Origin of the sequence: Candidatus Thiodiazotropha endolucinida, assembly GCF_001715975.1 — a bacterium.
GTDB lineage: Bacteria > Pseudomonadota > Gammaproteobacteria > Chromatiales > Chromatiaceae > Thiodiazotropha > Thiodiazotropha endolucinida.
In genome coordinates, this window is sequence record NZ_MARB01000025.1 from 1 (window position 1) to 23760 (window position 23760).

Sequence of the window (23760 nt, forward strand, 5' to 3'; positions counted from 1 at the left end):
CTCTGTCAGGGAGCTATGGATTAAGTTTCACTATGCTTGATGAACCGCCTAGTGCGGACCCGCATGCTAGGTGGTGTGGGGAGGGCGGGTTAGAGACCCGCCCTTACCCGATTAGCGTTTTGTTTTGCATGTTCTATTTTCTCGTAGTATGGCTGAACCCAGTCTTTTTCCCAAGTAGGGTGTATTTCTAATGTTGCTTTGAAATTAGAAAGTGCATTTTCGTAATTACCCAGTTCATACTGAGCCTTGCCCATAAACCAATATCCGTAAGCGTCTTTTGGCTTTTTCCGAATTTGTTCTTCGCATAACCGAGTGACTTCAGCATAGTCACCATTCTCGAAGAAAGCATTTGTTGTTTCATAAAACTTATTCTCCATCAATTTTCGATATTCTTTGATGGAGAGAATTGTTGTTTTTATGACATGTAGGGTGATGGCTGTACCAACCAGGTAAACCAGTATCCATAATGCGTTGTTTATTTCGTTCAAAAGCTCAGTGTTCATATCCATATTATTACGCTAACAGTTGATTATATTGCCGGCTCTTATTATCGCGTTATGCCGCCGGCTCCAAATATTGTGTTATGCCGCCAGATGTTCTATATTTGTTCTCTATCGGGTCTAGTCGCATGGAGCGGCTTGTCTTATGGAAAAAAGAGAATCTTCCACAGATCCCAGAATTGAGATTTTCTGGCTTAGATACAGTGATGTACTGAAACTTTTTCGCATCCCCGAGCGGTCCATTCCCTGGTATCGACGGCATATCGAGTTCTTCATCGCCGACCATCCCAATACGCGACTTAAGGAACATTCCATTGCAACTGTTGATGCCTGGCTGAGTAGTCTGGGAAGAAATCCCCATGTCAATGAATGGCAGTTCCGGCAAAAAGTCGATTCGCTCAGGCTCCTTTTTTGTCACTGCCTGAAATTGCCTTGGGCTGACCAGATTGAGTGGGACCACTGGCTCTCCGGTGCAAAAGCACTTGGTAAGGATCATCCTACCGTGGCCAGAAGTTACGAAATGATCGAAAAGGCAGTGAAAGATCCCAGAAACAGATTGGGCAAGAAATTCCCGGATATTTACCGGAAATACCTGATTTCCATGAGAATAGCTGATTACTCCCCAAATACCGAGAAAAGTTATCTCGCTTGGATCAACCGTTTTCTTGTGTTCCATTCCGAAAAGCATCCCTGTGACTGCGGAGAAATTGAACTGGCTTCTTTTTTAGAACATTTAGCGATAAACCGCAAGGTTTCCGGGGCTACACAGGGACTTGCCCTCAATGCCTTAGTCTTTTTCTTCTCACGCATCCTCGAACAACCAGTGGGTCAAATAGGCCCCTATCAGCGCCCAAAGAAACCGAAACGGCTGCCGACCATCCTCAGTCCCGATGAAATTCAACGCTTGCTGGGGGCCCTGGAGCCCACCAACAGGCTCATGATTCGCCTCATGTATGGGACCGGTATGCGGGTCATGGAGTGTGTCAGCGTCAGGCTCAAGGACTTGGATTTTGAATACCATCAGATCACGGTACGCGCCGGCAAGGGCAAGAAGGACAGGTGCGTCCCCTTGCCGAAGGCGCTGGCGAGTGATTTACGGAAGCAGGTTGCAGTCGTCAAGCAGATCCATGATACGGATGTTGCCGCGGGATATGGTTCGGTCTTTATACCGGAAGCCTTGGCCAGAAAATACCCAAATGCATCCTATGAGTTGGGGTGGCAATATCTGTTTCCGGCCAGTCGCATTTCCCAGGACCCGAGAAGCGGCATTGTTCGTCGTCATCATATTCATCAGACAGTGATTCAGAAAAGCATAAAGCGGGCCGCCACCAAGTCAGGCATACTCAAGCGGATTACCAGTCATACCCTAAGGCACTCATTTGCCACCCACCTGCTTGAGTCGGGTACGGATATTCGTACTGTGCAGGAGCTGCTGGGCCATGCGGATGTCTCGACGACGATGATCTATACCCATGTTGCCGGGCTGGGTAGCCAGGGGGTAAAAAGCCCGCTGGATAGAATTGGATAAGGGGAAGTAAAAGTCCGCCTTTGGGTAACCGGGACCTGGCTGCATGGCTATTCTGGATATCCACTTCTGGCCGATAGCGGTGCGGCTAGCCGCACTCTACATTTTTTATTTGTCGTGTAATCTGGGCATCAGCTCCACCAGATTGCAGGGGCGCGTCCTATAGTCGAGTTGGCTGGAAATCAACTTGCTCCAGCCGTCCATGCAGGCGCCGGTCGATCCGGGCAGACAGAATATGAAGGTGCCATTGGCCACACCGGCCACTGCTCTCGATTGCAGGGTGGAGGTTCCGATGGTGTCGTAGGAGAGCACCCGGAACATTTCACCGAATCCGTCGATCACTTTATCCAACAGGGGCGATACCGCTTCCGGTGTGCCGTCCCTGCCGGTGAGGCCGGTGCCGCCGGTGGTGATCACCACCTGCACATCGGCATCCGCAATCCATTTTGATACCACCTCGCGGATGTGGTAGATATCGTCGGGTACGATCACCTTGTCAGCCAACCTGTGCCCCGCCTCCTCGAGAAGCGTCTTCAGCTTCAGGCCCGACTTGTCGGTCTCTGCCGTTCTCGTGTCCGACACGGTCAGCACCGCGATATTCAAGGGTATGAATTGTCTATCTTCACTCATTGATTTTCTCCATTGGAGGCCTGTGTAGGCACAACACTTTATCCGCATTGCGGCGGATGAAAAACCAATAGATATAGAGACAATTACCCAGCAGTTTTTAGCGTGTTGTATCGTTCCCACACAGGAGCGTGGGAAGCAGAAAAAGTCTTGCTTAGAAATCGTAGATCGATGACAGGTGTTGCATGACCTCTGCTTTAAAAACCTCTTTGGGGTTTGCATCCGCCCCTTGGGTAAAGAGTGTTGGTGACCAACGCCAACCGCCAAATCCCAAGTTGAAAAGCGACCAGCTGCGATCGTTGCGTGGCGGGTCTACATGAATGCCATTCTGCTCGACACATCTGATCACATCTTCACGGGACATCTGCCATTGGAGTCTGGAGCGTTGTTCACCGACATCCACCAGCACGCACTCCATCCCCCGGTGACTGATGATCAACTCCATCCATTGTCCGCCCGCGCGAAACACGGTCAACGACTTGTCAGGATCTCCGGCTGGAGGCTTGTAATCGATATCCTCCGGCAGGTCCAGGGAACGCAACAAGGCGATCAATCCATCGTAGTTGTTGTTTGTCCACTCCGTTGCATTTCTCTCCCCCAGAAATCCGGGGATCTCGCAGTCATCCAGCCTGGCGATCTTGAGAAAATCCCGCCCCATGGCAAACTCCCTGGCGCGGGCCGCACCCACCTCGAAGGCCACCCAATTGGATTCCGCAGAGGCGCGCGAAAGCAGCAGGACAAAGTGATCAGCCTGTGCAACCTGGCGCAGGATCGACTCGATGTAGCGTTCGCCGCTGCTCAACGCTCTGTCCCACCAGGGATCCGCACCGCGGAATTCACACTCCTGGGCAAGTTGTATGGCTTGGTTTTTGTCTTCTCTGGCGTAGGAGATGAAGATTGTGCCCATTTGTCAGTTTCCTTTCTCAGTCAGCCTTGCCATTACCCTACACAGAACGTAAGCAAGCCGCACACTGCTAGAAAATCTATAGTAGGCATCATGCTATGGGGGATGCAACTTGCTACGACTTATGTACTGTATGCATTCCCACGCTGGAGCATGGGAATGAGAAAAAACAAGAAGCAGACGGGAGAGGAATCAAGGCCATTTATGGTGCGGCAAGCCGCACCCTACAAGATATATTTGCGTTCATTGGCGTTTATTTGCGGACTTATCCCATTGGCCTTTTTTCATAGGCCTGGTCGAAGATCGCCTCGAGGGTTTCGTGGGTTCCTCTCAAACCGTCGATTACCTCCTTAGCCCAGTCGAAATAGGCCTGGCTTCGCTGCAGTGTCCAGCCGGCAGGCGGGCTTCTGTCGATATCGCGCAGATTGGCGATCTTGTCCGCCAGCTTGACCAGCTTTGCCTTGTATGAGAGAGCGGGCGCATGCTTGATCTGGAGGGCTTTACGCTCCAGCTTGGGAAGATTACCGTCATCGGTCACCTCCATCACTATCTCTGCGATGGCCTGACCGAATTCCGCCTCGATCTCCTCCACCGTGGCATCGGTATCCTCGATGGTGTCGTGCAGCAAGGCGGCAATCAGGGTATCGGGGTCGGTAATGTCACCCTCATTGACAAGAATATCCACCAGGGTGATCGGATGGTTGATATAGGGCGACGCCTCGATATCCTTACGCCGCTGGTGACGATGTTTCTGGGTGGCAAATGCCAGGGTTTTTATCAGTTGTCTCAGTTCCAGGCTATTCATTTGACTTAATGATCACTGATTCGATAAAGCAGACTATACCACCCTTCACCTGTCCGCTCAGGCGCTCTGTTTGCTTTGGCCGACTGACGACGATGCTGCCTCCGGCGGTTGCTCCGTCGGCTGAAACTGCTCCATCAAAGCTGTCTCCTCCTCCATCAAATCCGGCTCCTGCAGAATCCACACGCTGAACAATGAGCCCTGCCCCTGATCCGAGCGGACAGTGATATCGCCGCCATACTTCTTGATCAAGCCATAACTGACCGACAGCCCCAGACCGGTACCCTCTCCCACCCGCTTGCTGGTATGGAAGGGATTGAATATCATTTCAATCTGTTCCTCTTCGATCCCCATGCCGTTATCTTCAACCCTGATCACGACCCCCTTCTCATCCCAGTCATCCGTACTCAGGGAGATGATGCCGGCACTGCTGTCCAATGCATGGACGGCATTGACGAACAGGTTGACCAGGACCTGCTGCAACTCGTGAGGATTGATCTTGACCGGCCGTGCGGCATTCAGATCGAGACGTATCTCGAACTGTTTCTGTTTACGCAGATAGCGAACCAACGCCAGTGTATGTTGCACCACTTCGTTGACGTCGATGACCGATGGCGTCTCCGTGATCTCATCGGGACGGGCGTATTGCAACAGATTGTTGATGATATCCTTGATACGAAAAATCTGCTCGATGATCAGATCGATCTCGCCCTTCACCGGCGTCGCGTTGTCACCCAGCTCCTCGACCAGCAGGTCGAGATTTCCCAGCATGACTGCCGTGGGGTTGTTGATTTCATGCGCCATACCCGCGGTCAGTTCGCCCAATGCCGCGAGCTTTTCAGCGGCAATCAGTTGCGCCCGTGTCTCACGCAGGATCTGGATCGTGGTCACCAGCTTCTGATTTTTCAGTTTCAGTTCCGCAGTCCTTTCATCCACCTTCTCTTCCAGCTGATCGGCCCACTGCTGCACCTGAAGATTACGCTCCTGAAGCAGATCGAGCAGGAGATCGAACTCGTTTGCCAATACCCCGATCTCGTCCATGGATGATATCTTCCCGATACGTTTGGTATAACCCTCGCGGGTGGCGCGAACCACCGCCATCATCATCTCGAGGGGTTTGAAGATCGATTTGGCGCCGCTGATCGAAAGGATCGATGAAAACAGCATCAGCGCCAAAAACAGCAGAATCAAAACACCCAATGCCTGCCACAGGGCATTACGCGAAGGGGACTCCAGAAAACCGGCGTAGAGCATGCCGACCCGCTCACCATTGACATCGATAATCGGCTGGTAGGCGGAGATATACCAATCGTTGACGACAAAGGCGCGGTCTATCCATTTCTCGCCATCATCCAGCACTTGCGTACGCACCTCATCGGACACCCGGGTGCCCAGGGCCCGCTGGTTGGGGGTTCGCGGTACGTTGGTTGTGATCCTGACATCGTTGAGAAACACCGTGACAGTCCCGATGCTTCCCTTGGGCAGGCTGCCCGGGCCATAGACCAGATCGCGTATGGTATCGACGAACTTGAAATTGGCGTTCAACAACACCCCGCCATCAAGCACGGCGACCACCTGCCCACGGGAGTTTTTAACCGGATAGAGGGCACGAATCATCATGCCGCGGCCCTCGATACGCTGCACCGTGGGCCTTGCCCGGGGCGTATCGATTAGCGGCAGCTCAACCTGCTTGGCCAAACCGGGAGACTGTTCATCCAGCGCCTCCGCACTGAAGATCTCTATCTCCACACGGGGATGGCCCTGCAGTGCAACCAGTAACGACGGTGACGAGTGGCCCCGTTTCTCGGCTTCGCCATATGACAGGAAGAGACGTTTGCCGTCCACGCCTAGCAGATGCAGGTAACTGAAACCGGCCGACCGTTGCAGTTCAGCCAACTGCGCGTTGACGACCAGCCCGCTCTTCGATTCCAACGCGGTGTAGAAGGCATAGGATTCGGCCAGCCGGCCCAGGGTATTCAGATAGTCCTCCTGCAGGCGATGGAAATTGTCCTCCGCCACGGAGAGGTCGGTGTTGACTTTGATGAACAGCTGTTCGTAACTGAACTGGGATCCCCAATAGATGGCCAGCCCCAATGCAATGGGCATGATCAGCAGAATGGGAAACAGCACCAGCACCAACAACTTGTAACGCAAGCTGCCGCGTATCGCCTCGATGATCCTGAATGGCCGGTTCAAGCGCTTAGGGCCTGTTGACGCTCATCCAAAGGGCCCTAATTGACACCCCAGGCCTGGGTCTTTCGCTCCAGCGTTTTGCGCGAGATACCCAGCACACGGGCCGCCGCGGATTTGTTTCCGCCTTCCAGATCCAGGACCTTGAGAATGTGTTGCTTCTCAATCGCCTCGAGCAGCATGGTCTTACTCGGATCGAAGGGTGTTGCCTGACTCCCCGCAGCCTCTGAACCCATCAGGCATAGACTGGGGGATTTGTTGAGCAACAGGCACCGCTCGATCACGTTTTTCAGTTCACGCACATTGCCTGGCCAGTCATAATCCAGCAATCTGACCAGCTCGCCCTCCCCCAGTTGCGGTGGCGCTATCCCCAGTTCCGCCGACAGAATCTCGACAAAGTGCTGCACCAGTAGCGGGATATCCTCTTTACGTTCACGCAGTGCCGGTATACGTAAAGAGAGAACGTTCAAGCGATAATAGAGATCCTCCCGGAATTCACCATTGCGCACTTCCTGTTCAAGATCGCGATTGCTGGCGGCAATAATGCGCACGTCCACCGGCACTTCACGATTGGAACCGACAGGACGGATGGTCCGCTCCTCCAATGCGCGTAGCAGATGGGCCTGCATGCTGAGCGGCATCTCGCCGATCTCATCGAGAAACAGGGTACCGCCGCTGGCGTAGGTGAAGAGCCCGTCACGGGAGAGATGGGCGCCCGTAAAGGCGCCTTTGACATGACCAAAGAGTTCGCTTTCGAGCAGCTCCGCTGTCATGGCGCCGCAATTGACCGGCACAAAGCTGCCCGATCTTCTGCTCATTTCATGCATCGCCCGGGCCGCAAGCTCTTTACCGGTGCCCGATTCGCCTTCGATAAGCACCGTGGAAGGCATCGGCGCGACCCGCTTTATCACTTCGCACAGGGATTGCATCTGCCGGCACTTTCCCACCATGCCCGCGCTATCGTAGATCTGCTCGACCTGGCGGCGCAGTACGAAGTTTTCACGCTGCATCTTTTGCCGTTCAAGATAGCGCTCCACCGCGGCGATCATCTGCTCCATACGAAAGGGTTTGAGGATAAAGTCCTCTGCGCCGGCGCGCAGTGCCGCTATCGCCGTCGCCATATCCGCATGGGCGGTCATGAAGATCACACCGGTGACACCGTCCTGCGCACGCAACTCTTTCACCCATTCGACGCCGCCGGTCTGTCCCGGAAGCCGGATATCGGTAATGATCAGATCGAAATGGCAGTGTCGCCTCAACTCCTCGGCGGTCGCGACATCCTCGGCTGTTTCAACCAGTCCGAAATACTTGCGCAGTCCCTTCTGGAGAAAGCTGCGTATTCCCGGCTCGTCATCTACGATGAGTACGGATGCCATGCGAACGGGGGCGCCGTCCTTGATTGTGGCCTGTTTCTCCTCAATCCTCTCCGCAAGTTCTTCTGCATTTGTATTCATTGTGTTGTTCCAGTCTTCAAGCTACTCATTAACCTGAATTTCATACCACACGATCAGGTTGATTATGGGTCAAAATGACTAAACCCTGTATCGCCGGTTTGCGACCATTTGTCTCACAATCGGCACACGATCGCCTTATGCAAGTATGATCGATGGCTAATGAACACCCGTTTATTCATTTTATTCCCGGTAACACTCACATAGTAGACAAAAGAAATCCACTGACTACTGCATCTGTCCACGCTGCCCGGCAATGCCTAATTGTGGCACTTCTTTTGCAGACGATAGATAGGATAGAACAACAACCAGAGGCCTATTACCTATGATTAATCGCCTATTTCGCTCCAGCATACGCTTGCTCATTGTTACCATTTTGCTAACTGCCGGTAACAGTGTTGCTGAAACTGTTCAAAAACAGACCATTCGATTGGCAACCACAACCAGTACAGACAATTCCGGTCTGCTTGCAGATATCCTGCCAACATTCACCGAAGCGACCGGTTACCCTGTACACGTGATTGCCGTTGGAACGGGAAAGGCATTACGCATGGGGAGGGACGGCGACGTCGATCTGGTCCTGGTGCATGCCCGCGCGGCAGAGGATAGATTTGTCAGTGAGGGTCATGGGGTCAAACGCTATGGGGTGATGTATAACGATTTCGTTCTGGTAGGCCCTACCGATGATCCCGCCGGCATCAGCCAGGCAGAGGATGCCATTACCGCACTCAGGCGTATTGCCGGGCATGCGGCCAGCTTCATCTCCCGCGGCGATGATTCAGGCACCCATAAGAAGGAGCTTGGACTGTGGAAGATGAGCCATACAAAACCTGCCGGAGAGTGGTATCTCGAAGTGGGCCAGGGAATGGGCAAAGTATTGCAGATCGCTTCGGAAATGGATGCCTATACCCTGACCGACAGGGGTACATGGCTGGCCTATCAGGCCAAGTCGCCGCTGAAGATCGTCTTTGAGCGCGATCCCCTGTTGTTCAATCCCTACGGCATCATTGCAGTCAATCCCAAGCATTACCCGGATATCAACCATGACGGCGCCAATGCCTTGATCAAATGGTTGATATCACCTGACGGCCAAGAACGTATCGGCAATTTTCGGATCGGTAAAAATCAGCTCTTTACCCCATCCGCCGATGCCGGCGAGTTCGCTTCTTTCGATCAGCCACGTTGATGGAATCACTGGGTGACACCACTTTAGCGGCGCTATACCTCCTGGTCAGCGGTAACCGGGAGTTGTGGGAGATTATTGCCATTTCATTTCGCGTCTCCGGGATCGCCATCCTGGTTGCGACGCCACCGGCGCTGCTGGCGGCGTTTCTGTTGACCTATAAACGCTTTCCGGGGCGTCGTCTCCTGATATCGATCAACTCCACATTCCTCTCCGTCCCGGCCGTGGTGGTCGGCCTGACCTTTTTTATCCTGCTCTCCAGACAGGGTCCGTTGGGGGAATGGAAACTGCTGTTCACCCAAACGGCGATGGTGCTGGGGCAGATCGCGCTCGCCTTCCCGGTTCTGGTGGCGATGGGGCATTCGGCTTTACAGGCCTCCGACATTCGCGCCTGGGAGACGGCCCGCACACTGGGCGCCACCCCGATCCGCGCCCTGATCACGATCATGCGCGAAGCGCGCTTCGGACTCATGGCGGCGCTGCTGGCCGCCTTCGGCCGCATCATCGCCGAAGTCGGCGCGTCGATGATGCTCGGCGGCAACATTCTGCACTATACGCGCAATATACCCACCGCCATCGCCCTGGAATCGAGTAAGGGTGAGTTTGCCCAGGGAATCGCCCTGGGCCTGGTACTATTGACCCTCGCATTCTCACTCAACGCCCTGCTGCAACACATTCAGGGCAAGGGACATCCAGTAACATGAGCGAGTCGGCCATACTCAATGTGTCCAGATTGGACAAGCGCTTCGGCAGAAGAGCGGTGCTGAACGGGATCGAGCTGACCCTGCATGCGGGAGAATGCACGCTGTTGAGCGGCGGTAACGGCGCCGGTAAAACCACCTTGCTGCGCATCCTTTCAGGCCTGGAAAAACCGGACAGCAGCCAGATAACCATCGCTTCGGATTCACCCAGAACCTGGCGTCATTGCCGTAAGGATTTGCATCAACAGGTTCTCTATCTGCACCAGCAACCCTATATGTTCGAAGGCTCGGTCAGATACAATCTTGGTTATGCCCTGCCCACGGATCTGGACAAACCTTCACGCAGGGAGATGATTGACAATGCCATCGAATGGGCCGGACTTCATCACCTGACCGATACACCGGCCAAGTCACTTTCGGGGGGCGAACGGCAACGGGTCTCACTGGCAAGGGCCTGGTTGAGAAATCCCAGCATTCTGCTTTTGGACGAACCGACAGCCAATCTGGATCAGGAGGCGAAAGAACGTACCCTGGATCTGCTTAAATCCTTCAAAGAGAAGGGTATTGCCCTGTTACTCGCGAGCCACGATCCACTACACTTCTCTTCATTGATAGATCGGCAACTCCACCTCTACGAAGGACGCCTGGTGATGATTGAGGATAGTAAACTGATGTCCATACCTTCATCTCCGACTGACAACACACTCAGGAGTACAGCATGAGTACGCAACCCGCGGTCACCGCCGTTATTCTCGCCGGCGGGCGCGGCCGGCGTATGGGCGGCGAGGACAAGGGTTTGATCGAACTGAACGGCAGACCCCTGGTGCAGCATGTAATCTCCGCGATACAGCCCCAGGTTGCAACTATCCTGATCAATGCCAATCGCAACCAGGAACGTTATGCGGCATTCGGCTATCCGGTGATCGCCGACTCATTACTCGATTACCAGGGTCCTCTGGCCGGTTTTATCGCCGCCCTGCAAGCCGTAGAGACTGAGGATATGCTCACCCTCCCCTGTGATGGACCACTGGTGCCGCCCGACCTGGTGGCGCGTCTTTACGAAGCACGCCAGTCGGCCGGCGCGGATATCGCCGTGGCCCATGACGGCGACCGGCTGCAACCGGTCTATGCCTTGATTCCCAAGCGATTGGCCGACAGCCTGCAGCGCTATCTGGACCGGGGTGATCGCAAGATCGACCTCTGGTATGAAGAGCACCGGGTCGCCCATGCCGACTTTTCCGATATTCCCCGCACCTTCATCAACGTCAATACCCTGCAGGAGCGGGACAACCTCCAGGGGAGCGCGGCATGATCGACTTCCCCATCCCATTATTGGGATTCAGCGCCTTCAGCGGCACCGGCAAGACCACCCTGCTGACCCGGCTGCTGCCGATCCTGAAACGGCAGGGCCTGCGTATCGCAGTCGCCAAACACGCCAGCCACCTGTTCGAGATAGATCATCCCAGAAAGGACAGTTATGAACTGCGCAAGGCGGGGGCCAGCCAGATGCTGGTGAGTGCCCGCGGACGCATGGCCCTGATTTCGGAGTCCGACACCAAGCTGCCGGAGCCTGGATTGGGGCAGATGCTCGACTATCTCGATACCTCCCATCTGGACCTGGTGCTGGTGGAGGGATTCAAGAACGAGGCGATCTATAAAATTGAGCTGCACCGTCCCGCCCTGGGCAAACCCCTTTTATGTCATACTGATCCCTATATCATCGCGGTCGCAACCGATGAAGCAATCCCCGGTGTTCCGCACTGCCTGCCGATACTGAACCTCAATGATCCGCAGGAGATAGCCGGGTTCATTCGTCAATATATGCATCGTTACGGAGAGAACGGATTAAATGACCAGCCAAGCCATCGGCTCCAGCGTCAGTTGTGCTGACCCGGAGGCACCCTCAACGCTCACCGTGGCGGCAGCCCGTGAGGCGATCCTCGCAAATATCACGCCGATCCGGACAAACTTACGTCTGCCCCTGCGAGACGCCCTGAATGCTGTACTTGCTCAAGAGGTCATCTCGCCTTTCGATGTACCCGGCCACACCAACTCGGCCATGGACGGTTTTGCCATGGCGGGCAGCGATCTGCCGCAACAGGAGTACCGGGACTTCAAACTGATCGGTACCGCAGTCGCAGGTGCGCCGTTCAATCAATCCTGCGGCAAGGGTGAGTGTGTCCGCATTATGACCGGCGCACCCATGCCGGAAGGCACCGACACCGTTGTGATGCAGGAACAATCCCTGCCCATCAACGAATCGCAGGTGCGTATCGCCCAAGGTCAGCGCCCGGGGCAGAATGTCCGTCAGGCGGGTGAAGACATCGCACAGGGTAGCGTGGTGCTCAATCCCGGCCGACGCCTGACCCCCGCCGATCTGGGTATCCTCGCCTCCCTCGGTTTCGCTGAGGTCAGCGTTCGCAGACGCCCCAGGGTGGCTTTCTTCTCCACCGGTGATGAGCTGCGTTCCATCGGAGAGCCCCTGGGGACCGGCGAAGTCTACGACAGCAACCGCTACTCCCTCTACGGCATGTTGCAAAGAGCGGATGTGGAGCTGCTCGACCTGGGGGTCGTCAAGGATGATCCCGATGCGTTGAGAGAGGCATTTGACAGCGCTGACGAAGCCGCGGACATCGTCGTCACTTCCGGGGGTGTCTCGGTGGGCGAAGCGGACTATACCAAGGAGATCCTGCAACAGCTTGGGGATATGCGCTTCTGGAAGATCGCCATGAAACCCGGAAGACCCCTGGCATTCGGCAGACTGGGTAACAGCCACTTCTTCGGCCTGCCCGGGAATCCCGTGGCGGTGATGGTCACCTTCTACCAGTTTGTCCTGCCCGCCCTGCACTATCTCGCCACCGGCACACCTTACCAACCCACCACCCTACTGGCCGAAAGCGTCCGCGACATACGCAAACGGGCCGGCAGATTCGAATTTGCACGTGGATTCCTGCAACAGCGGGAGGATGGCAGTTTCAGCGTCGATCCCGTTGGTCGACAGGGATCCGGTATCCTGACCTCGATGAGCCGGGGCAACTGCTTTATCCTGCTATCCGAGGATTGCGAAGGCGTGAAAGACGGCGATAAAGTGATTGTTCAGCCCTTCAGCGCCCTGATGTAATCCGATAGGCGCTAGCCTTTTTCAAACCGGTCCACCAGGCGCTCCAGCATCTCCCAATCCTCGTCGGAGAGCTTGCCCTCCATCGCGGCGCGTTCGATCCTGAGAATAACCTTTTTGGTTTTCGCCGGAAGACTCTGTTGCATTTGATCGGCTTTCAACAACAGCGCCTGAAGCGTTTCACTGTCTGTCTCGGCCACCCGGTCACGATGACCTGAGTAATGATGACTGGGATAATCCCGGGAGGGATGTTGCAGATCCATGTAGCCATCCGCCAAATCAAGATTCCTCTCGATCCGCCTCGCCACCTCGTCACCCATATTGCGCCGGTCTGTGACCAATTGACTGACATGGGCAGGGGCCAGGCCCACCCGTTCCGCAAACTCCCGCTGGGAGCCGAAACGGTCTATCTGTGCCAGCAGATTCGACTTCCGTATTGTCCTGATGTTGACCATCATTGAATCATAGCAATTTGCTATAGCCCTCGCCATGAGCAACTTGCTAAATTTTTAGCATGGTGCTACCATCGAACCCATCATGGATATGAAGACCTATATCGCTAAGGAAGGCCGCGACGCAGCCAGGCGGTTGGCCTTTCTGTCTGGCACCAACTATATCTACCTCACCCAAATCGCCTCCGGTTTTCGCAAACCCAGCGGACGTCTGACACTCCTCCTGGAGCACCACTCCAACGGCAAACTGACCCGGCACGAACTGCGGCCGGATCTCTACCCGGAAGCCTAAGCGAAACTGTCTCAGCATCCGAAACCGGTTGATACAAAGCGGAAAAGTCGAATCATTGGAAGAACCTCATGCTCAAGGGAAGAGAGAAGAAAACGGATTCACTCAGCGATGAACTGCGCCACTACTGCGATGATCTCTCGGAGTTCAACCAACGCTGCGAAAGGCTCTGCGAGGCCCTTGCCGAAATAGCCACCCATCACGAATCGATCAGCAGCTACGCCGTGCGCGGCATGCGGCACAACGCCAGCTGGTTGAAGTACCGGATCAATGATTTCACCAAGCGTCTGCACACCCTTTACGAAAGGGCGCTTGATGAGCAGAAATAGCCCTCAACAGAGTCGGGCCAGATAGTGGTTGACTGAAGTAGCACTCCACAAAGTAGACAAAGAATTCCATATCCACCTTCATTATCAACTTGTATTTCACATTATTTAGTTCTATTTTATATTTTATGTATAGTATTTTCACTTTAAAAGCGGATTGATCCATGAAAGTCAGTAAGCAAGAGAAGGCATTGACCCGAAAGCGGATATTGCGCGCAGCCGTTGATGTGATCAGTGAAAAAGGCTTCAAATCAGCCTCCATGCGAGAAATCGCCCGCCGCGCCGAGGTGGGCGACGCTACCATCTACAACTACTTCCCGACCAAGGAGAGCCTTCTCTACGGCTACTGCGAGGAGAAACAGCGGGAGGTGGCCGAAGCGCTGAAAATGATCGATGACTTCAACGAATATACCCTGCGCGAACAGCTGCAGCAGTTGACCGAGACCGAACTCGCCCTCTGGCTACCGGACCGGGAGTTCCTCGCCGAGGTCTTCACATTGACCTTTTCCGCACCGGTTGCGGGCGCCGTCAATCTGGCAGAGACACGACGCCTGTTCAATCACATGGTGGAGGAGATGATCGATGCCGCCATCGAAGTGGGTGAGATACCGGACCAGCCCTACCGGGAGCTGCTGGCCCCCCTCTATTGGGATTACTTCACCGGCGTGCTCGCCTTCTGGCTGAAGGATGACTCACAAGGTTACGCCAACACCACCCAGCTGGTCGACCGCAGCGTGGAGATGATCGCCATGGTGTTGCAGACGGCGCTGATCGGCAAGGCCCTCGATCTCTTCTCTTTCATGTTCCGCAGCCAGATCAGCCGCCATCTGGAGAAACTGGGTGACTACACCGCACCCTGGAAACAGGCCAAGCGGCGCTTTATGGATGGCGGGGATGGCTGATTCCATCCCTACCGGGAAACTTGCGCGCACCGGTATCGCCGGCAGCGCCATGCTCAAGGCGGGAAGTCGACATCTCCGTCATGCCGCCAAACGTCCCTTTCTGAGTGAGGCCGCGCGTCACCAACAGCAACAGCAGCTCGATGACGAAACGGCGCGCATCCTGTTTCAAACCTTCACCCGCTTGCGCGGTAGCGCCCTGAAAATTGCACAGATGCTGAGCATGGAGAGCAATCTCATGCCCGAGTGGTTTCGCCGCGAGATGGCCAAGTCCTACCATCAGGTCCCTCCCCTGGGGCGGCCGCTGATTCGCAAGCTGATCATGCAGGAGTTCAACAAGCCGGCCGAAGAGCTGTTTGCTTATTTCGACTCGAAAGCCTTTGCGGCAGCCAGCCTGGGACAGGTCCACGGGGCGACCGGCGCACAGGGTGAGAATCTGGCAGTGAAGCTGCAATACCCCGGCATCGATGTCACCATCGACAGCGATATTCAACTGCTGCGCAGTCTGATCAAGCCTACCCGTTATGCAAGGCTCCTGCTCTCATCCATCGACGAGATTGAACAGCGTCTGCATGAAGAGGTCGACTACCATCACGAGGCGGACAACAACGAATGGTTCAAAACCCGGCTTCGGATACCCGGTGTCAACATTCCCGCGGTCTACCGGGACTACTCGTCAAAACGCATCCTGGCCACTGAGCGGCTGTCGGGCGACCACCTGGAAGCCTGGCTCCACACTAATCCCACTCAACAGGAACGGGATCACTTCGGCCAACTGCTGTACGATATTTTTGTCCACTCCTTTTACCGGCTGCACGCACTCCACGCCGATCCCAATCCAGGCAATTATCTGTTTACCGGGGATGGCACCCTGGGTCTGCTGGACTTCGGATGTGTCCGCTACTATTCGTCCGATTTCGTCAGTTTGATGCCGGTGCTGTTGCATGCCTATATGACGCGGGATGCAGACGAAGTCATCTCAACCTATCAGCGACTCGGCATGGTTGCAGCGATGACAGAGAAAGAGCTGCAAACCTTCTACGATCAGACCCTGCAACCTTTTGGCGACTGGCTGACCAAACCCTTCAAGGCGGGCCGATTCGACTTTTCCAGGCGCGAGACCTCCTACACCGCAGAGGGATGGCGATCGTTCAAGCAGCTTACCAATGTCCACAAGATCAACGATCTTGCCAACGAGTTCATCTATTTCGACCGAACTTTTTTCGGTCTCTACCAAATCTTTGAGCGGATGGGCGCATGCATCGATATGGAGCATCAATGGCTGGTCTGAACAGGCCTCTGCTATGGGGCGGCACGCTGAGCCTGCTGGCCGCTTTTCTTCACATAGCGATTATCATCGGCGGTCCGGCCTGGTACCGGTTTTTCGGTGCGGGAGAACAATTTGCCCGTTTGGCCGAGCAGGGTTCACCCTTACCCGACACCATGACAGCCGTTATCGCCCTGATATTGCTGCTCTGGAGCCTGTACGCCTTTGCGGGGGCAGGCCTGGTTCACCGTTTACCCTGGCTCAAATCAATCCTGATGCTTATCACGGCGGTCTATCTTATACGTGGCATGGCGCTGCTGCCGTTGGCACTATTCATGCCGCAAGCTGTCGATAGTTTTCTCATCCTGAGCTCGCTGATCTGCATGGTGATCGGCATGCTCCACTTCAGCGGTACGCGACAGATGATCTGGGAACTCTCATGAACGAAAGCAGTAACATCCAGGCCAGTGAAAACAACCCCTTTAGCCACCAGCAGCTGCCGTTGGGCGTACGCCTGTTCCTGAATGCCGCAAGGATAGTGTTCCGGGTGACCGGCTGGGTGTCGCCCCGACTGGCTGGCGTGTTGGCACTGCGGCTGTTCATGACGCCACCCAAGTTTCCGATACCACGTCGGGAGATAAACATCCGCGAAAGCGCCACTCTGACGATGCATGATATTCATGGCGAGAAGATCGCAGTACGATCGTGGGGAGAAGGCCCGCACGTGTTGCTGTGCCATGGCTGGGGTGGTCGGGGCACTCAATTCTTCGCCCTGATCGAAGCACTGGCGGCGGCCGGCTATCGCGCCGTCGCCTTTGATGCACCGGCCCATGGGGACTCCTCGGGAAAACGTACCAATATGCTGAAGGTAGCCCGTGCCATTGCCGCCATTGCGGAGAAGGAAAAACCGATATCGGCTGTGATCGGCCACTCATTCGGCTGTGGCACGGCACTCCTTGCCATCGACCGGTACCGGCTCCCTTCCGACAAAGTCATACTGTTCAGCTGTTTCACCGACACCCACTGGATCACAGAACGGTTCGCCGATGCCTTTTCGATCAGCGAGCCGGTCGTCGAGGCCATGCGCGAAGAGGCAATGCGGCGTTTTGCCCACCATTTCGACACACCCTGGGATTGGTCGCAGCTGTCACCGGTGAATACTATCGAAAAAGTAACCGGCGACCTGTTGCTGGTACACGACAGGCATGACTTTGAGGTCCCGTACAGTCATGCCGAAAAGTTGATGCAGATCGCTCCCAAAGCTGAGTTGCTAACCACTGAAAAGCTGGGACACAAGAAGATCCTCATGCACAGGCAGTGTATCGATGCCTGTCTCGAACATATCGGCAGAAATTAGGGCCTGTTAATACCAATTCAAATCAGAAAATTTTGGTATACACTGCAACACCAGGGAAGAAGAAGTTTTTTTTAATCGGTCATCATGCGCAAGATAGAAGGATTGATATGAATATATTACGCTATATGTTGATATTTTCAGTCGTCAGTTTATTTACCGGCTGTTCCTCTGAGGAGAATAACAGTAAAAAAACAGCAGGAGATGCAGGAGTTTTTCAAGGGTATAGAGATGTTATGGATAAGGCCGAAAATGTTGAGCAAACCCTGATACAAACCAACAAAGAAAGAAGAGAGGAAATAAACCGACAACAATAGGCCCCGTCTACACCATGCCAATGTGATAATTATCACATGTCCGACTACCATCTAATTCACCCATAACACGGGCACAACTGATACTTTAACGCTGTCAGGCAGAGACGTTTACGTACATGCCGGTAATGGTGTTCATGAACTCCATAATACGGTCTGTGGTAGCGAAAATGGTGACCGGCAGGCCGCCTTTCTCAACATCCATAAAAAATGGGCGGATAACACGCCAGAGGCGGGTGGTTCTGATAAGCTTTTCAGTAATCTCAGGTGTGTTTATTTTTTCGCTCTTCAGAACAGCCATGGCTGACTCAAACTCTCGAACCGCGGTTGTCAGCTGATTAACATAATCCTGTTCCTTGAATCCCAATTGATGAGCGATGTAGTATTTCGCTATGCGTTGAGAGAGCATGCGCTGTCTGCCGGAAAGGTTGACGATCTTGGGCGTTTTCCGGTTGGAGAGGGCCTCGATCTTTACAACGACATCCTGACTCAATTCTAGAATGGTCTCGCTCATGTCGAGCACCATGGTGGCATCTGCCCGAGTGTAGGGTTGATTGACTAATTTTTCATAATCGTCAATTACGATATCCAGGAATACCAGTAACTGCTGCACATCCTTGCTTTTTACTTCAGCTTTCAACTCAGTATGGTTCTTTTTCAATTCAATAATGCTGCTCTGCAGTTGCTGCTTCGCTTTATCTCGTCTTACGTTTCCACCCAGAAAAAAGTAAGCTTTTGCGATTCTTTGTGAAAGCATGCGTTGTTTTCCTGCCTTGTTGACAGCTTCAGCAAGTTCGATATCAGCTGCATTGGCGGAAAAAGAAAGGCACAGAAATGCGGTCAGGCATAAGGTTAATAGATACCTTGTGGTCTTCATAATATTTCCCCGGTACATCATGGAAAAAGTGGCCACGCATATCAATTGTCTGTCGTTCTAGGCACTATCTATATCAAGTAGTACATGTTCAGTCACGCACAAGGCAATTGATGGGGTACACTTACTCCTACATTTAAACGCTCTATCCGTATAAACGGATACAGGTCTGCTCTACCCTCACTCCCACATGCCATGATCGTATATTGAACTTATCTGACAGTACCTATTATTTATGGAGCATGTAGCGGCACCGCATAGTAAAGATTTAATAGGTTAATTCTTAAATTAAGGCCTAAATTGTTAAATTTTAAATAATAATCCTCTACCCTCTAAATCCGATTGGTAAAAATACGCCTCTCATGCAACTGCTGACGCTATCATGATAATTTCGTAGGTTCGGCCAGCAGATTTCTCGTTCAATAGAGACGTTACATAACCGTTACCTTCGCATACATTCCGGTAACCCGATTCATATCTTGTAAGAGCGACTCCGTTGTACGTGCAACCACTGATGGCAGGTACTTACCCTTGTCCATTAATTTTGTTAATTGAAAGAAACGCCACTGTTTATTCACCTTTTCGAGGACCTCACTGATCTCCGCCGTGTTCAGGGATGAACCGTTTAATTCCGCCAATGCTTGTGAAAATTCCATCTCCGCTTTCTTGAATTCGCCATGAAATCGCGAATCTTCCACGCCCCACGACAACAGCAGATAGTATTTCGCCATCCGTTGTGAGAGCATTCGCTGCCGTCCTGAAATATCGACAATATGCGCCTTTTCCGTTCCTGCCTCCTGCACCAGAGCCTCTACCACTTTCTGACTGCCCTGAAGAAGTTCTTCACTCAATCCGTTGAGCTTGATCGCACTGTTGATATCGACCTCCCCATCGGCGACATTCTTGTAGCGTTTCCATCCAGTCTCCGCGTGCAATAAAGCTCGCTTTGTTTTATCCGATCTTGCAAAGGACTTTAGGTTGTTCAACTGCTTTTGATAAAGCCGAATAGCTGAAGTCAACTGTTCTCTTGGATTGGCAAATAAAATCCTCTGGCCGATCTGGGCGAACGCCTTAACCATCCTTTGGCTTAACATGCGTTGACGTCCGGCCTGATTAATCGCTTCTCCATAATCCTCGATGGGTTCTGCGCTAGCACCAAGTGGAATGCAAAGCGTGAGACTTAAGAGGATGAGGAAACATATTTTTTGGCGACACATATGCACTTCCTTGGAAACAAAGGCCATCTGACTTGACCGGACAGCACTGGCAGACACTAATCCCGATCAGCCTGTATTTTCCTTGACCTATGTTAAGTTGAGCACTGGTCTTTATATAAGTTGCTGTTTTTATATATTTCGATTACTGGCTTATATTATTTTAGGCGAGGAAAAATACTGGGAATATAATTCCCGTTCGTGCTGGAAATTACACTGCAATGTGGACGCCTCCACAGCAGATAGAATCAAGTTTTGTATGTATCGGTTTTTCGTTGAACGTGATGCACTAAGACGACAAGCGCACCTGTTGCTTTCCCTAAAGGACACTGACTCCTTTAGTGCTCAAGGGGCTGCTTGGTTAACAGTTGCTTTATCTCCGTACATGCCTCACCGATTGATGCCCGAAGATTTCCAGATTTCTGCATTTCCCAGGTAATCGGATTCAGACCATCGAAGTCAGACGGCAAGGCCAGCTTGTCTTTACGCGACACCACCAACCAAACATTCTTGGCGCCAAGACTTCCCATAAACAACCCGATCTCGAAAAGAACATTATCTCTCGGCTGATTCAATTCCCGCTCTTTCTTAACCACCAGGTCATCGGGAGACAATACAAAAACTGCAGCATCAAACTCTTTCGCCACCTCGGTGAGTTTGGTGAAAACGACTTCGCTTGCTGCAAAAATGCCTTGATTCCATACCTCAACATCAGCTGATTGTGTCAACCCCTGCTGCAAGGCTTCCGCGATGTACAGATGCTTAGAGGAAGATCCTATGAACACTCTCGGTTTTGTTGCTTGGATGATTCGGGGTTGCCCCTCTTGCACTTCCTCCTTATCATTGCTTTTCTCCGCCTTTGCCATGCGCTCGAGCATCAGGGAGACCATGGCTCTTGCTGAGCGAATGTGAAGTGCGTGATCAAAGGCCGAGAATTGCGGATTTCGATTGCACTCCAGGAGAATCAGCTGATCCCCATCAAAAACTATATCTACGCCTGCAAAATCAAGCGATGCCAAATCTGCCGCTTCTTGCGCGAGCGAACATACATCTTCTGTTAGATCACCTTCGTACTTCCTGAAATCATGTCCCTTGTCTGCACTAAGCGCGATATCATCTTCAGAGTTCACAATCTTCTCGGTAACGCCTAAAGCCTTTCCCCCGATAACCATAACTCGAAACTCTTTAACTTTTGTTATTTCTTCTTGCAGTATTACCCCATAACCAAGCGCATTATCTTCATCAGGGAGCTTCGATAAGCGTTTTTGCGCATCATCTATACTGTGATATCGTTCAACGCCCTCACCCTTGAATCCATGCGATGGCTTAATAACGAACGGCAAGGAAATCGAACAGGCATCTGGCAGATATCCTTTTGTAATAAGGGTGTCCGGTTGCGCCGTTAGGTTTAGTTTCGGCAACAGGTGAGCTACTTTGGAAGTTGGTCGCTTAAATGAACTCAACTCATCAAACATGCAGAGATCCGGATAACTCGCTTTGCAGTATTCCAAGAAGTCCAAGATATATTCCTCTTTTCCACGAGTCCGTCTCACCAACAACCCCTGAAGGTCCTCAGCACGGCTGCTCCCATCGCTACTTGTAAATCTTGCCACCGGATTATTGCGCTCGATTCCTATGCAGAGCTTGTCGGGATCAATAATCGTGTATGGTGTTTTTGTACGTTTAAGTTCCGCGACAATCTCTTTAGTCTCATAATCCAATTCACTCGTAGCAGTTATGTTGCTAAGTGTACTGCTGAGTATTCCCAATGGTTTTCTTTTCATTGCATAATTCTGCTATTGTCGCTAATAAGCCGTGCCATATTTCGCTCCGACAGGATATGGCTGATTATGTGCCTTTTCCCAGAAAGACCCCGTGCGGTGATTGAGAAAATAGTGACATAGGTCGTTTTCATTCCTGGTAAAACAGCACTATTGAATTTTGTTAAGATCAGTTCGCCCGATATCCGTTGTCACTTCCATTTTTAAGCTTCTCGTATAATAGCTATATAGACTGACACTTCGATTTCCGAGATGGAGTAGCCAGCCTATTTCCTCGGTCATCCCCATTATTTTCTAAGCGATCACACACATTATAAGTCAGCCATTGAGGTCTAACCATGTTGAGTGTCCGTGCTGATAGGCACCTGCCCGGAATTATGCGCGTGTTTCCATAAGTATCTGTCTCTCCTTGAAATAAATTCTGCTAAACTGCCTTCTTTTTTAAGCCAATATGAACGGTATGCGGAGTAGCAATGAGCGCCAAGCAATATGATGTGGTGGTAATCGGCAGTGGTCCGGGTGGCGAGGGCGCCGCCATGAAGCTGGTCAAAGCGGGCAAGCAGGTGGCGATCGTTGAGGCCTTCGACAAGGTCGGCGGCGGCTGCACCCATTGGGGAACCATCCCCTCCAAGGCGCTGAGGCACAATATTCAGATGTTGCGGGACTTCCGCCGCAATCCCCTGTTCCAGCACACCCATGATCAGATTCAGGTGGAGTACTCGGACCTGCTGCAGGCTGCCGGTAAGGTGATCAATGAACAGGTTCGCAGCCGCCTGCGCCACTATGCCCGCAACCGGGTGGAGGTAATCCACGGCCGTGCCCGTTTCAGCGGTCCCAATCAGGTTGAAGTCGTGCAGGCGGGTGGCGGCACCGAAGAGATCGAAGCGCAACAATTTGTCATCGCCACCGGATCGCGTCCCTATCACCCCGCGGACGTGGACTTCAGCCATCCGCGTATTCTCGACAGCGATGCCGTGCTGCGCCTGGATCGCACACCCGACTCCATCACCATCTACGGTGCCGGTGTGATCGGATGCGAATACGCCTCCATCTTCTGCAATCTCGATGTAAAGGTGAATCTGGTCAATACCCGGGACCGCCTGCTTTCGTTTCTCGATGACGAGATAACCGATGCCCTGAGCTACCACATGCGTAATCAGGGTACGGTGATCCGCCATGATGAGGAGTACGAACAGGTCGAGGCCCAGGATGACGGTGTTGTGCTGCACTGCAAATCGGGAAAGAAATTCAAAACCGATGTATTGCTTTGGGCCAATGGCCGTAGCGGTAACACCGAGGCCATGGGCCTGGAGGACATCGGGGTATCGATCAACCATCGCGGTCAAGTCGAGGTCGATAAGACCTACGCCACTTCCCAGCCCCATATCTATGCCGTGGGCGATGTGGTAGGCCCCCCTGCACTGGCCAGCGCCAGTTACGATCAGGGCCGCTTCGTCGGCGCCCAGATCGCCACCGGAGATCCCGATTGGCAGCTGATCGATGAGTTTCCCACCGGGATCTACACTCTGCCCGAGATCAGCTCGGTCGGCCGCACCGAACGGGAACTGACTGCACAGAAAATACCCTATGAGGTCGGTCACGCCACCTTCCGCACCATTGCCCGGGCACAGATCACCGGTCACGATGTGGGCATGCTGAAGCTGCTGTTCCACCGGGAAACCCTGGAGATCCTCGGCATCCACTGCTTCGGCGAAGGAGCCTCCGAGATCGTCCACATCGGCCAGGCAATCATGGCCCAGCCGGGAGATGCCAACAGCCTGCTCTATTTCGCGGAAAACACCTTCAACTACCCGACCATGGCCGAGGCCTACCGCGTCGCAGCCCTCAACGGTCTAAACCGGATTTTCTGAGCTCAGCCATGAAACGAGAAATTAATTAGCCGCCTATGAACTTAGATGACCGCAAATTTTTGCTGACAATCATGCTCAATAAAGCACAAATTGTTGAATTGCATACTAGGGCCTGTTA

25 protein-coding genes are annotated in these 23760 nt (G+C 53.1%); 15 read left to right on the forward strand and 10 right to left on the reverse strand.

Going from position 1 to position 23760, the window contains the following annotated elements:
- Positions 1-89 precede the first annotated feature (89 nt).
- Positions 90-509 (reverse strand): tetratricopeptide repeat protein, encoded by a 420-nt coding sequence (locus CODIS_RS17055; RefSeq protein ID WP_069127256.1) that lies wholly within the window; start codon positions 507-509, stop codon positions 90-92.
- A gap of 592 nt (positions 510-1101) precedes the next feature.
- Here CODIS_RS17055 and CODIS_RS17060 point away from each other — a divergent pair.
- Positions 1102-2028 (forward strand): integron integrase, encoded by a 927-nt coding sequence (locus CODIS_RS17060; protein ID WP_201259042.1) that lies wholly within the window; start codon positions 1102-1104, stop codon positions 2026-2028.
- Between the two features lie 105 nt (positions 2029-2133).
- On the opposite strand, the gene moaB is transcribed toward CODIS_RS17060, so the two are convergent.
- The 5 genes from moaB to CODIS_RS17085 all read right to left on the reverse strand — a co-directional run bounded on the left by moaB (position 2134) and on the right by CODIS_RS17085 (position 8002).
- Positions 2134-2655 carry a molybdenum cofactor biosynthesis protein B gene (gene moaB / locus CODIS_RS17065; protein WP_069127257.1) on the reverse strand — a complete coding sequence of 174 codons (522 nt, stop codon included), beginning with the start codon at positions 2653-2655 and terminating at the stop codon, positions 2134-2136.
- A 151-nt stretch (positions 2656-2806) separates the two neighbouring features.
- Positions 2807-3559: a toll/interleukin-1 receptor domain-containing protein gene (locus CODIS_RS17070; protein WP_069127258.1), complete on the reverse strand. Its 753-nt coding sequence runs from the start codon at positions 3557-3559 to the stop codon at positions 2807-2809.
- 262 nt (positions 3560-3821) lie between these two features.
- The gene (locus CODIS_RS17075; protein ID WP_305782124.1) at positions 3822-4361 is read right to left on the reverse strand and encodes an HD domain-containing protein; all 540 of its coding nucleotides are present in this window, start codon (positions 4359-4361) and stop codon (positions 3822-3824) included.
- A 57-nt stretch (positions 4362-4418) separates the two neighbouring features.
- Positions 4419-6554: a sensor histidine kinase gene (locus CODIS_RS17080; RefSeq protein WP_069127259.1), complete on the reverse strand. Its 2136-nt coding sequence runs from the start codon at positions 6552-6554 to the stop codon at positions 4419-4421.
- Positions 6555-6589: 35 nt separating this feature from the next.
- Positions 6590-8002 carry a sigma-54-dependent transcriptional regulator gene (locus CODIS_RS17085; protein WP_069127260.1) on the reverse strand — a complete coding sequence of 471 codons (1413 nt, stop codon included), beginning with the start codon at positions 8000-8002 and terminating at the stop codon, positions 6590-6592.
- A 322-nt stretch (positions 8003-8324) separates the two neighbouring features.
- On the opposite strand from CODIS_RS17085, the gene CODIS_RS17090 reads away from it, so the two are divergent.
- From CODIS_RS17090 to moeA, 6 genes are read left to right on the forward strand one after another with little or no spacing between them, the layout of a single operon-like run.
- Positions 8325-9185 (forward strand): ABC transporter substrate-binding protein, encoded by an 861-nt coding sequence (locus CODIS_RS17090; protein WP_069127261.1) that lies wholly within the window; start codon positions 8325-8327, stop codon positions 9183-9185.
- Entirely contained in the window at positions 9185-9886 is a 702-nt protein-coding gene (locus CODIS_RS17095) for an ABC transporter permease (protein ID WP_069127262.1), read from the forward strand. Before CODIS_RS17090 ends, CODIS_RS17095 begins: the two co-directional genes overlap by 1 nt.
- Positions 9883-10605, forward strand: a complete 723-nt coding sequence (ccmA, locus tag CODIS_RS17100; RefSeq protein ID WP_069127263.1) for a heme ABC exporter ATP-binding protein CcmA — start codon at positions 9883-9885, stop codon at positions 10603-10605. Before CODIS_RS17095 ends, ccmA begins: the two co-directional genes overlap by 4 nt.
- Positions 10602-11195 (forward strand): molybdenum cofactor guanylyltransferase MobA, encoded by a 594-nt coding sequence (gene mobA, locus CODIS_RS17105; protein ID WP_069127264.1) that lies wholly within the window; start codon positions 10602-10604, stop codon positions 11193-11195. The genes ccmA and mobA overlap by 4 nt, the downstream gene beginning before the upstream one ends.
- Complete coding sequence (mobB, locus tag CODIS_RS17110) at positions 11192-11773, forward strand: molybdopterin-guanine dinucleotide biosynthesis protein B (protein ID WP_069127265.1); 582 nt, start codon at positions 11192-11194, stop codon at positions 11771-11773. The genes mobA and mobB overlap by 4 nt, the downstream gene beginning before the upstream one ends.
- The gene (moeA, locus tag CODIS_RS17115) at positions 11733-13004 is read left to right on the forward strand and encodes a molybdopterin molybdotransferase MoeA (protein WP_069127266.1); all 1272 of its coding nucleotides are present in this window, start codon (positions 11733-11735) and stop codon (positions 13002-13004) included. Before mobB ends, moeA begins: the two co-directional genes overlap by 41 nt.
- Before the next feature lie 11 nt (positions 13005-13015).
- Here the strand turns inward: moeA and CODIS_RS17120 are convergent, their stop codons facing one another.
- Positions 13016-13459, reverse strand: a complete 444-nt coding sequence (locus CODIS_RS17120; RefSeq protein ID WP_069127267.1) for a hypothetical protein — start codon at positions 13457-13459, stop codon at positions 13016-13018.
- 79 nt (positions 13460-13538) lie between these two features.
- Between CODIS_RS17120 and CODIS_RS17125 the strand changes: the two genes are divergently transcribed.
- The 7 genes from CODIS_RS17125 to CODIS_RS17155 all read left to right on the forward strand — a co-directional run bounded on the left by CODIS_RS17125 (position 13539) and on the right by CODIS_RS17155 (position 17905).
- Positions 13539-13745 (forward strand): hypothetical protein, encoded by a 207-nt coding sequence (locus tag CODIS_RS17125; protein WP_069127268.1) that lies wholly within the window; start codon positions 13539-13541, stop codon positions 13743-13745.
- A gap of 68 nt (positions 13746-13813) precedes the next feature.
- The gene (locus CODIS_RS17130; RefSeq protein ID WP_069127271.1) at positions 13814-14071 is read left to right on the forward strand and encodes a hypothetical protein; all 258 of its coding nucleotides are present in this window, start codon (positions 13814-13816) and stop codon (positions 14069-14071) included.
- Between the two features lie 161 nt (positions 14072-14232).
- Positions 14233-14970 carry a TetR/AcrR family transcriptional regulator gene (locus CODIS_RS17135; protein WP_069127273.1) on the forward strand — a complete coding sequence of 246 codons (738 nt, stop codon included), beginning with the start codon at positions 14233-14235 and terminating at the stop codon, positions 14968-14970.
- The gene (locus CODIS_RS17140) at positions 14963-16258 is read left to right on the forward strand and encodes an ABC1 kinase family protein (RefSeq protein ID WP_069127383.1); all 1296 of its coding nucleotides are present in this window, start codon (positions 14963-14965) and stop codon (positions 16256-16258) included. The genes CODIS_RS17135 and CODIS_RS17140 overlap by 8 nt, the downstream gene beginning before the upstream one ends.
- Positions 16246-16677: a hypothetical protein gene (locus CODIS_RS17145; RefSeq protein ID WP_069127276.1), complete on the forward strand. Its 432-nt coding sequence runs from the start codon at positions 16246-16248 to the stop codon at positions 16675-16677. Before CODIS_RS17140 ends, CODIS_RS17145 begins: the two co-directional genes overlap by 13 nt.
- On the forward strand, positions 16674-17591 hold the full coding sequence (locus tag CODIS_RS17150; protein ID WP_069127278.1) for an alpha/beta hydrolase: 918 nt from the start codon (positions 16674-16676) through the stop codon (positions 17589-17591). Before CODIS_RS17145 ends, CODIS_RS17150 begins: the two co-directional genes overlap by 4 nt.
- Positions 17592-17698: 107 nt before the next feature.
- A complete protein-coding gene (locus CODIS_RS17155; protein WP_154723184.1) occupies positions 17699-17905 on the forward strand; it encodes a hypothetical protein in 207 nt (68 codons plus the stop codon).
- Positions 17906-17999: 94 nt separating this feature from the next.
- Here the strand turns inward: CODIS_RS17155 and CODIS_RS17160 are convergent, their stop codons facing one another.
- The 3 genes from CODIS_RS17160 to CODIS_RS17170 all read right to left on the reverse strand — a co-directional run bounded on the left by CODIS_RS17160 (position 18000) and on the right by CODIS_RS17170 (position 21774).
- The gene (locus CODIS_RS17160) at positions 18000-18800 is read right to left on the reverse strand and encodes a type IV pili methyl-accepting chemotaxis transducer N-terminal domain-containing protein (RefSeq protein ID WP_235615269.1); all 801 of its coding nucleotides are present in this window, start codon (positions 18798-18800) and stop codon (positions 18000-18002) included.
- 407 nt (positions 18801-19207) lie between these two features.
- The gene (locus tag CODIS_RS17165; protein ID WP_083220865.1) at positions 19208-20020 is read right to left on the reverse strand and encodes a type IV pili methyl-accepting chemotaxis transducer N-terminal domain-containing protein; all 813 of its coding nucleotides are present in this window, start codon (positions 20018-20020) and stop codon (positions 19208-19210) included.
- A 308-nt stretch (positions 20021-20328) separates the two neighbouring features.
- Positions 20329-21774 carry a TIR domain-containing protein gene (locus CODIS_RS17170; RefSeq protein ID WP_069127286.1) on the reverse strand — a complete coding sequence of 482 codons (1446 nt, stop codon included), beginning with the start codon at positions 21772-21774 and terminating at the stop codon, positions 20329-20331.
- A 470-nt stretch (positions 21775-22244) separates the two neighbouring features.
- Here CODIS_RS17170 and sthA point away from each other — a divergent pair, with 470 nt between their 5' ends.
- On the forward strand, positions 22245-23642 hold the full coding sequence (gene sthA / locus CODIS_RS17175) for a Si-specific NAD(P)(+) transhydrogenase (RefSeq protein WP_069127288.1): 1398 nt from the start codon (positions 22245-22247) through the stop codon (positions 23640-23642).
- Positions 23643-23760 lie beyond the last annotated feature (118 nt).

Excerpts from the sequence above, each read along its gene's own strand:
- CODIS_RS17125 (WP_069127268.1), top strand. The coding sequence starts at position 13,539 with ATGGATATGAAGACCTATATCGCTAAGGAAGGCCGCGACGCAGCCAGG.
- CODIS_RS17120 (WP_069127267.1), bottom strand. The coding sequence starts at position 13,459 with ATGATGGTCAACATCAGGACAATACGGAAGTCGAATCTGCTGGCACAG.
- CODIS_RS17160 (WP_235615269.1), bottom strand. The coding sequence starts at position 18,800 with ATGATGTACCGGGGAAATATTATGAAGACCACAAGGTATCTATTAACC.
- ccmA (WP_069127263.1), top strand. The coding sequence starts at position 9,883 with ATGAGCGAGTCGGCCATACTCAATGTGTCCAGATTGGACAAGCGCTTC.
- moaB (WP_069127257.1), bottom strand. The coding sequence starts at position 2,655 with ATGAGTGAAGATAGACAATTCATACCCTTGAATATCGCGGTGCTGACC.
- CODIS_RS17140 (WP_069127383.1), top strand. The coding sequence starts at position 14,963 with ATGGCTGATTCCATCCCTACCGGGAAACTTGCGCGCACCGGTATCGCC.
- CODIS_RS17145 (WP_069127276.1), top strand. The coding sequence starts at position 16,246 with ATGGCTGGTCTGAACAGGCCTCTGCTATGGGGCGGCACGCTGAGCCTG.
- CODIS_RS17165 (WP_083220865.1), bottom strand. The coding sequence starts at position 20,020 with ATGGCCTTTGTTTCCAAGGAAGTGCATATGTGTCGCCAAAAAATATGT.
- CODIS_RS17135 (WP_069127273.1), top strand. The coding sequence starts at position 14,233 with ATGAAAGTCAGTAAGCAAGAGAAGGCATTGACCCGAAAGCGGATATTG.
- mobB (WP_069127265.1), top strand. The coding sequence starts at position 11,192 with ATGATCGACTTCCCCATCCCATTATTGGGATTCAGCGCCTTCAGCGGC.
- CODIS_RS17070 (WP_069127258.1), bottom strand. The coding sequence starts at position 3,559 with ATGGGCACAATCTTCATCTCCTACGCCAGAGAAGACAAAAACCAAGCC.
- CODIS_RS17055 (WP_069127256.1), bottom strand. The coding sequence starts at position 509 with ATGGATATGAACACTGAGCTTTTGAACGAAATAAACAACGCATTATGG.
- CODIS_RS17130 (WP_069127271.1), top strand. The coding sequence starts at position 13,814 with ATGCTCAAGGGAAGAGAGAAGAAAACGGATTCACTCAGCGATGAACTG.
- CODIS_RS17155 (WP_154723184.1), top strand. The coding sequence starts at position 17,699 with ATGAATATATTACGCTATATGTTGATATTTTCAGTCGTCAGTTTATTT.
- CODIS_RS17090 (WP_069127261.1), top strand. The coding sequence starts at position 8,325 with ATGATTAATCGCCTATTTCGCTCCAGCATACGCTTGCTCATTGTTACC.
- sthA (WP_069127288.1), top strand. The coding sequence starts at position 22,245 with ATGAGCGCCAAGCAATATGATGTGGTGGTAATCGGCAGTGGTCCGGGT.
- CODIS_RS17170 (WP_069127286.1), bottom strand. The coding sequence starts at position 21,774 with ATGAAAAGAAAACCATTGGGAATACTCAGCAGTACACTTAGCAACATA.
- CODIS_RS17085 (WP_069127260.1), bottom strand. The coding sequence starts at position 8,002 with ATGAATACAAATGCAGAAGAACTTGCGGAGAGGATTGAGGAGAAACAG.
- moeA (WP_069127266.1), top strand. The coding sequence starts at position 11,733 with ATGACCAGCCAAGCCATCGGCTCCAGCGTCAGTTGTGCTGACCCGGAG.
- mobA (WP_069127264.1), top strand. The coding sequence starts at position 10,602 with ATGAGTACGCAACCCGCGGTCACCGCCGTTATTCTCGCCGGCGGGCGC.
- CODIS_RS17075 (WP_305782124.1), bottom strand. The coding sequence starts at position 4,361 with ATGAATAGCCTGGAACTGAGACAACTGATAAAAACCCTGGCATTTGCC.
- CODIS_RS17060 (WP_201259042.1), top strand. The coding sequence starts at position 1,102 with ATGAGAATAGCTGATTACTCCCCAAATACCGAGAAAAGTTATCTCGCT.
- CODIS_RS17150 (WP_069127278.1), top strand. The coding sequence starts at position 16,674 with ATGAACGAAAGCAGTAACATCCAGGCCAGTGAAAACAACCCCTTTAGC.
- CODIS_RS17095 (WP_069127262.1), top strand. The coding sequence starts at position 9,185 with ATGGAATCACTGGGTGACACCACTTTAGCGGCGCTATACCTCCTGGTC.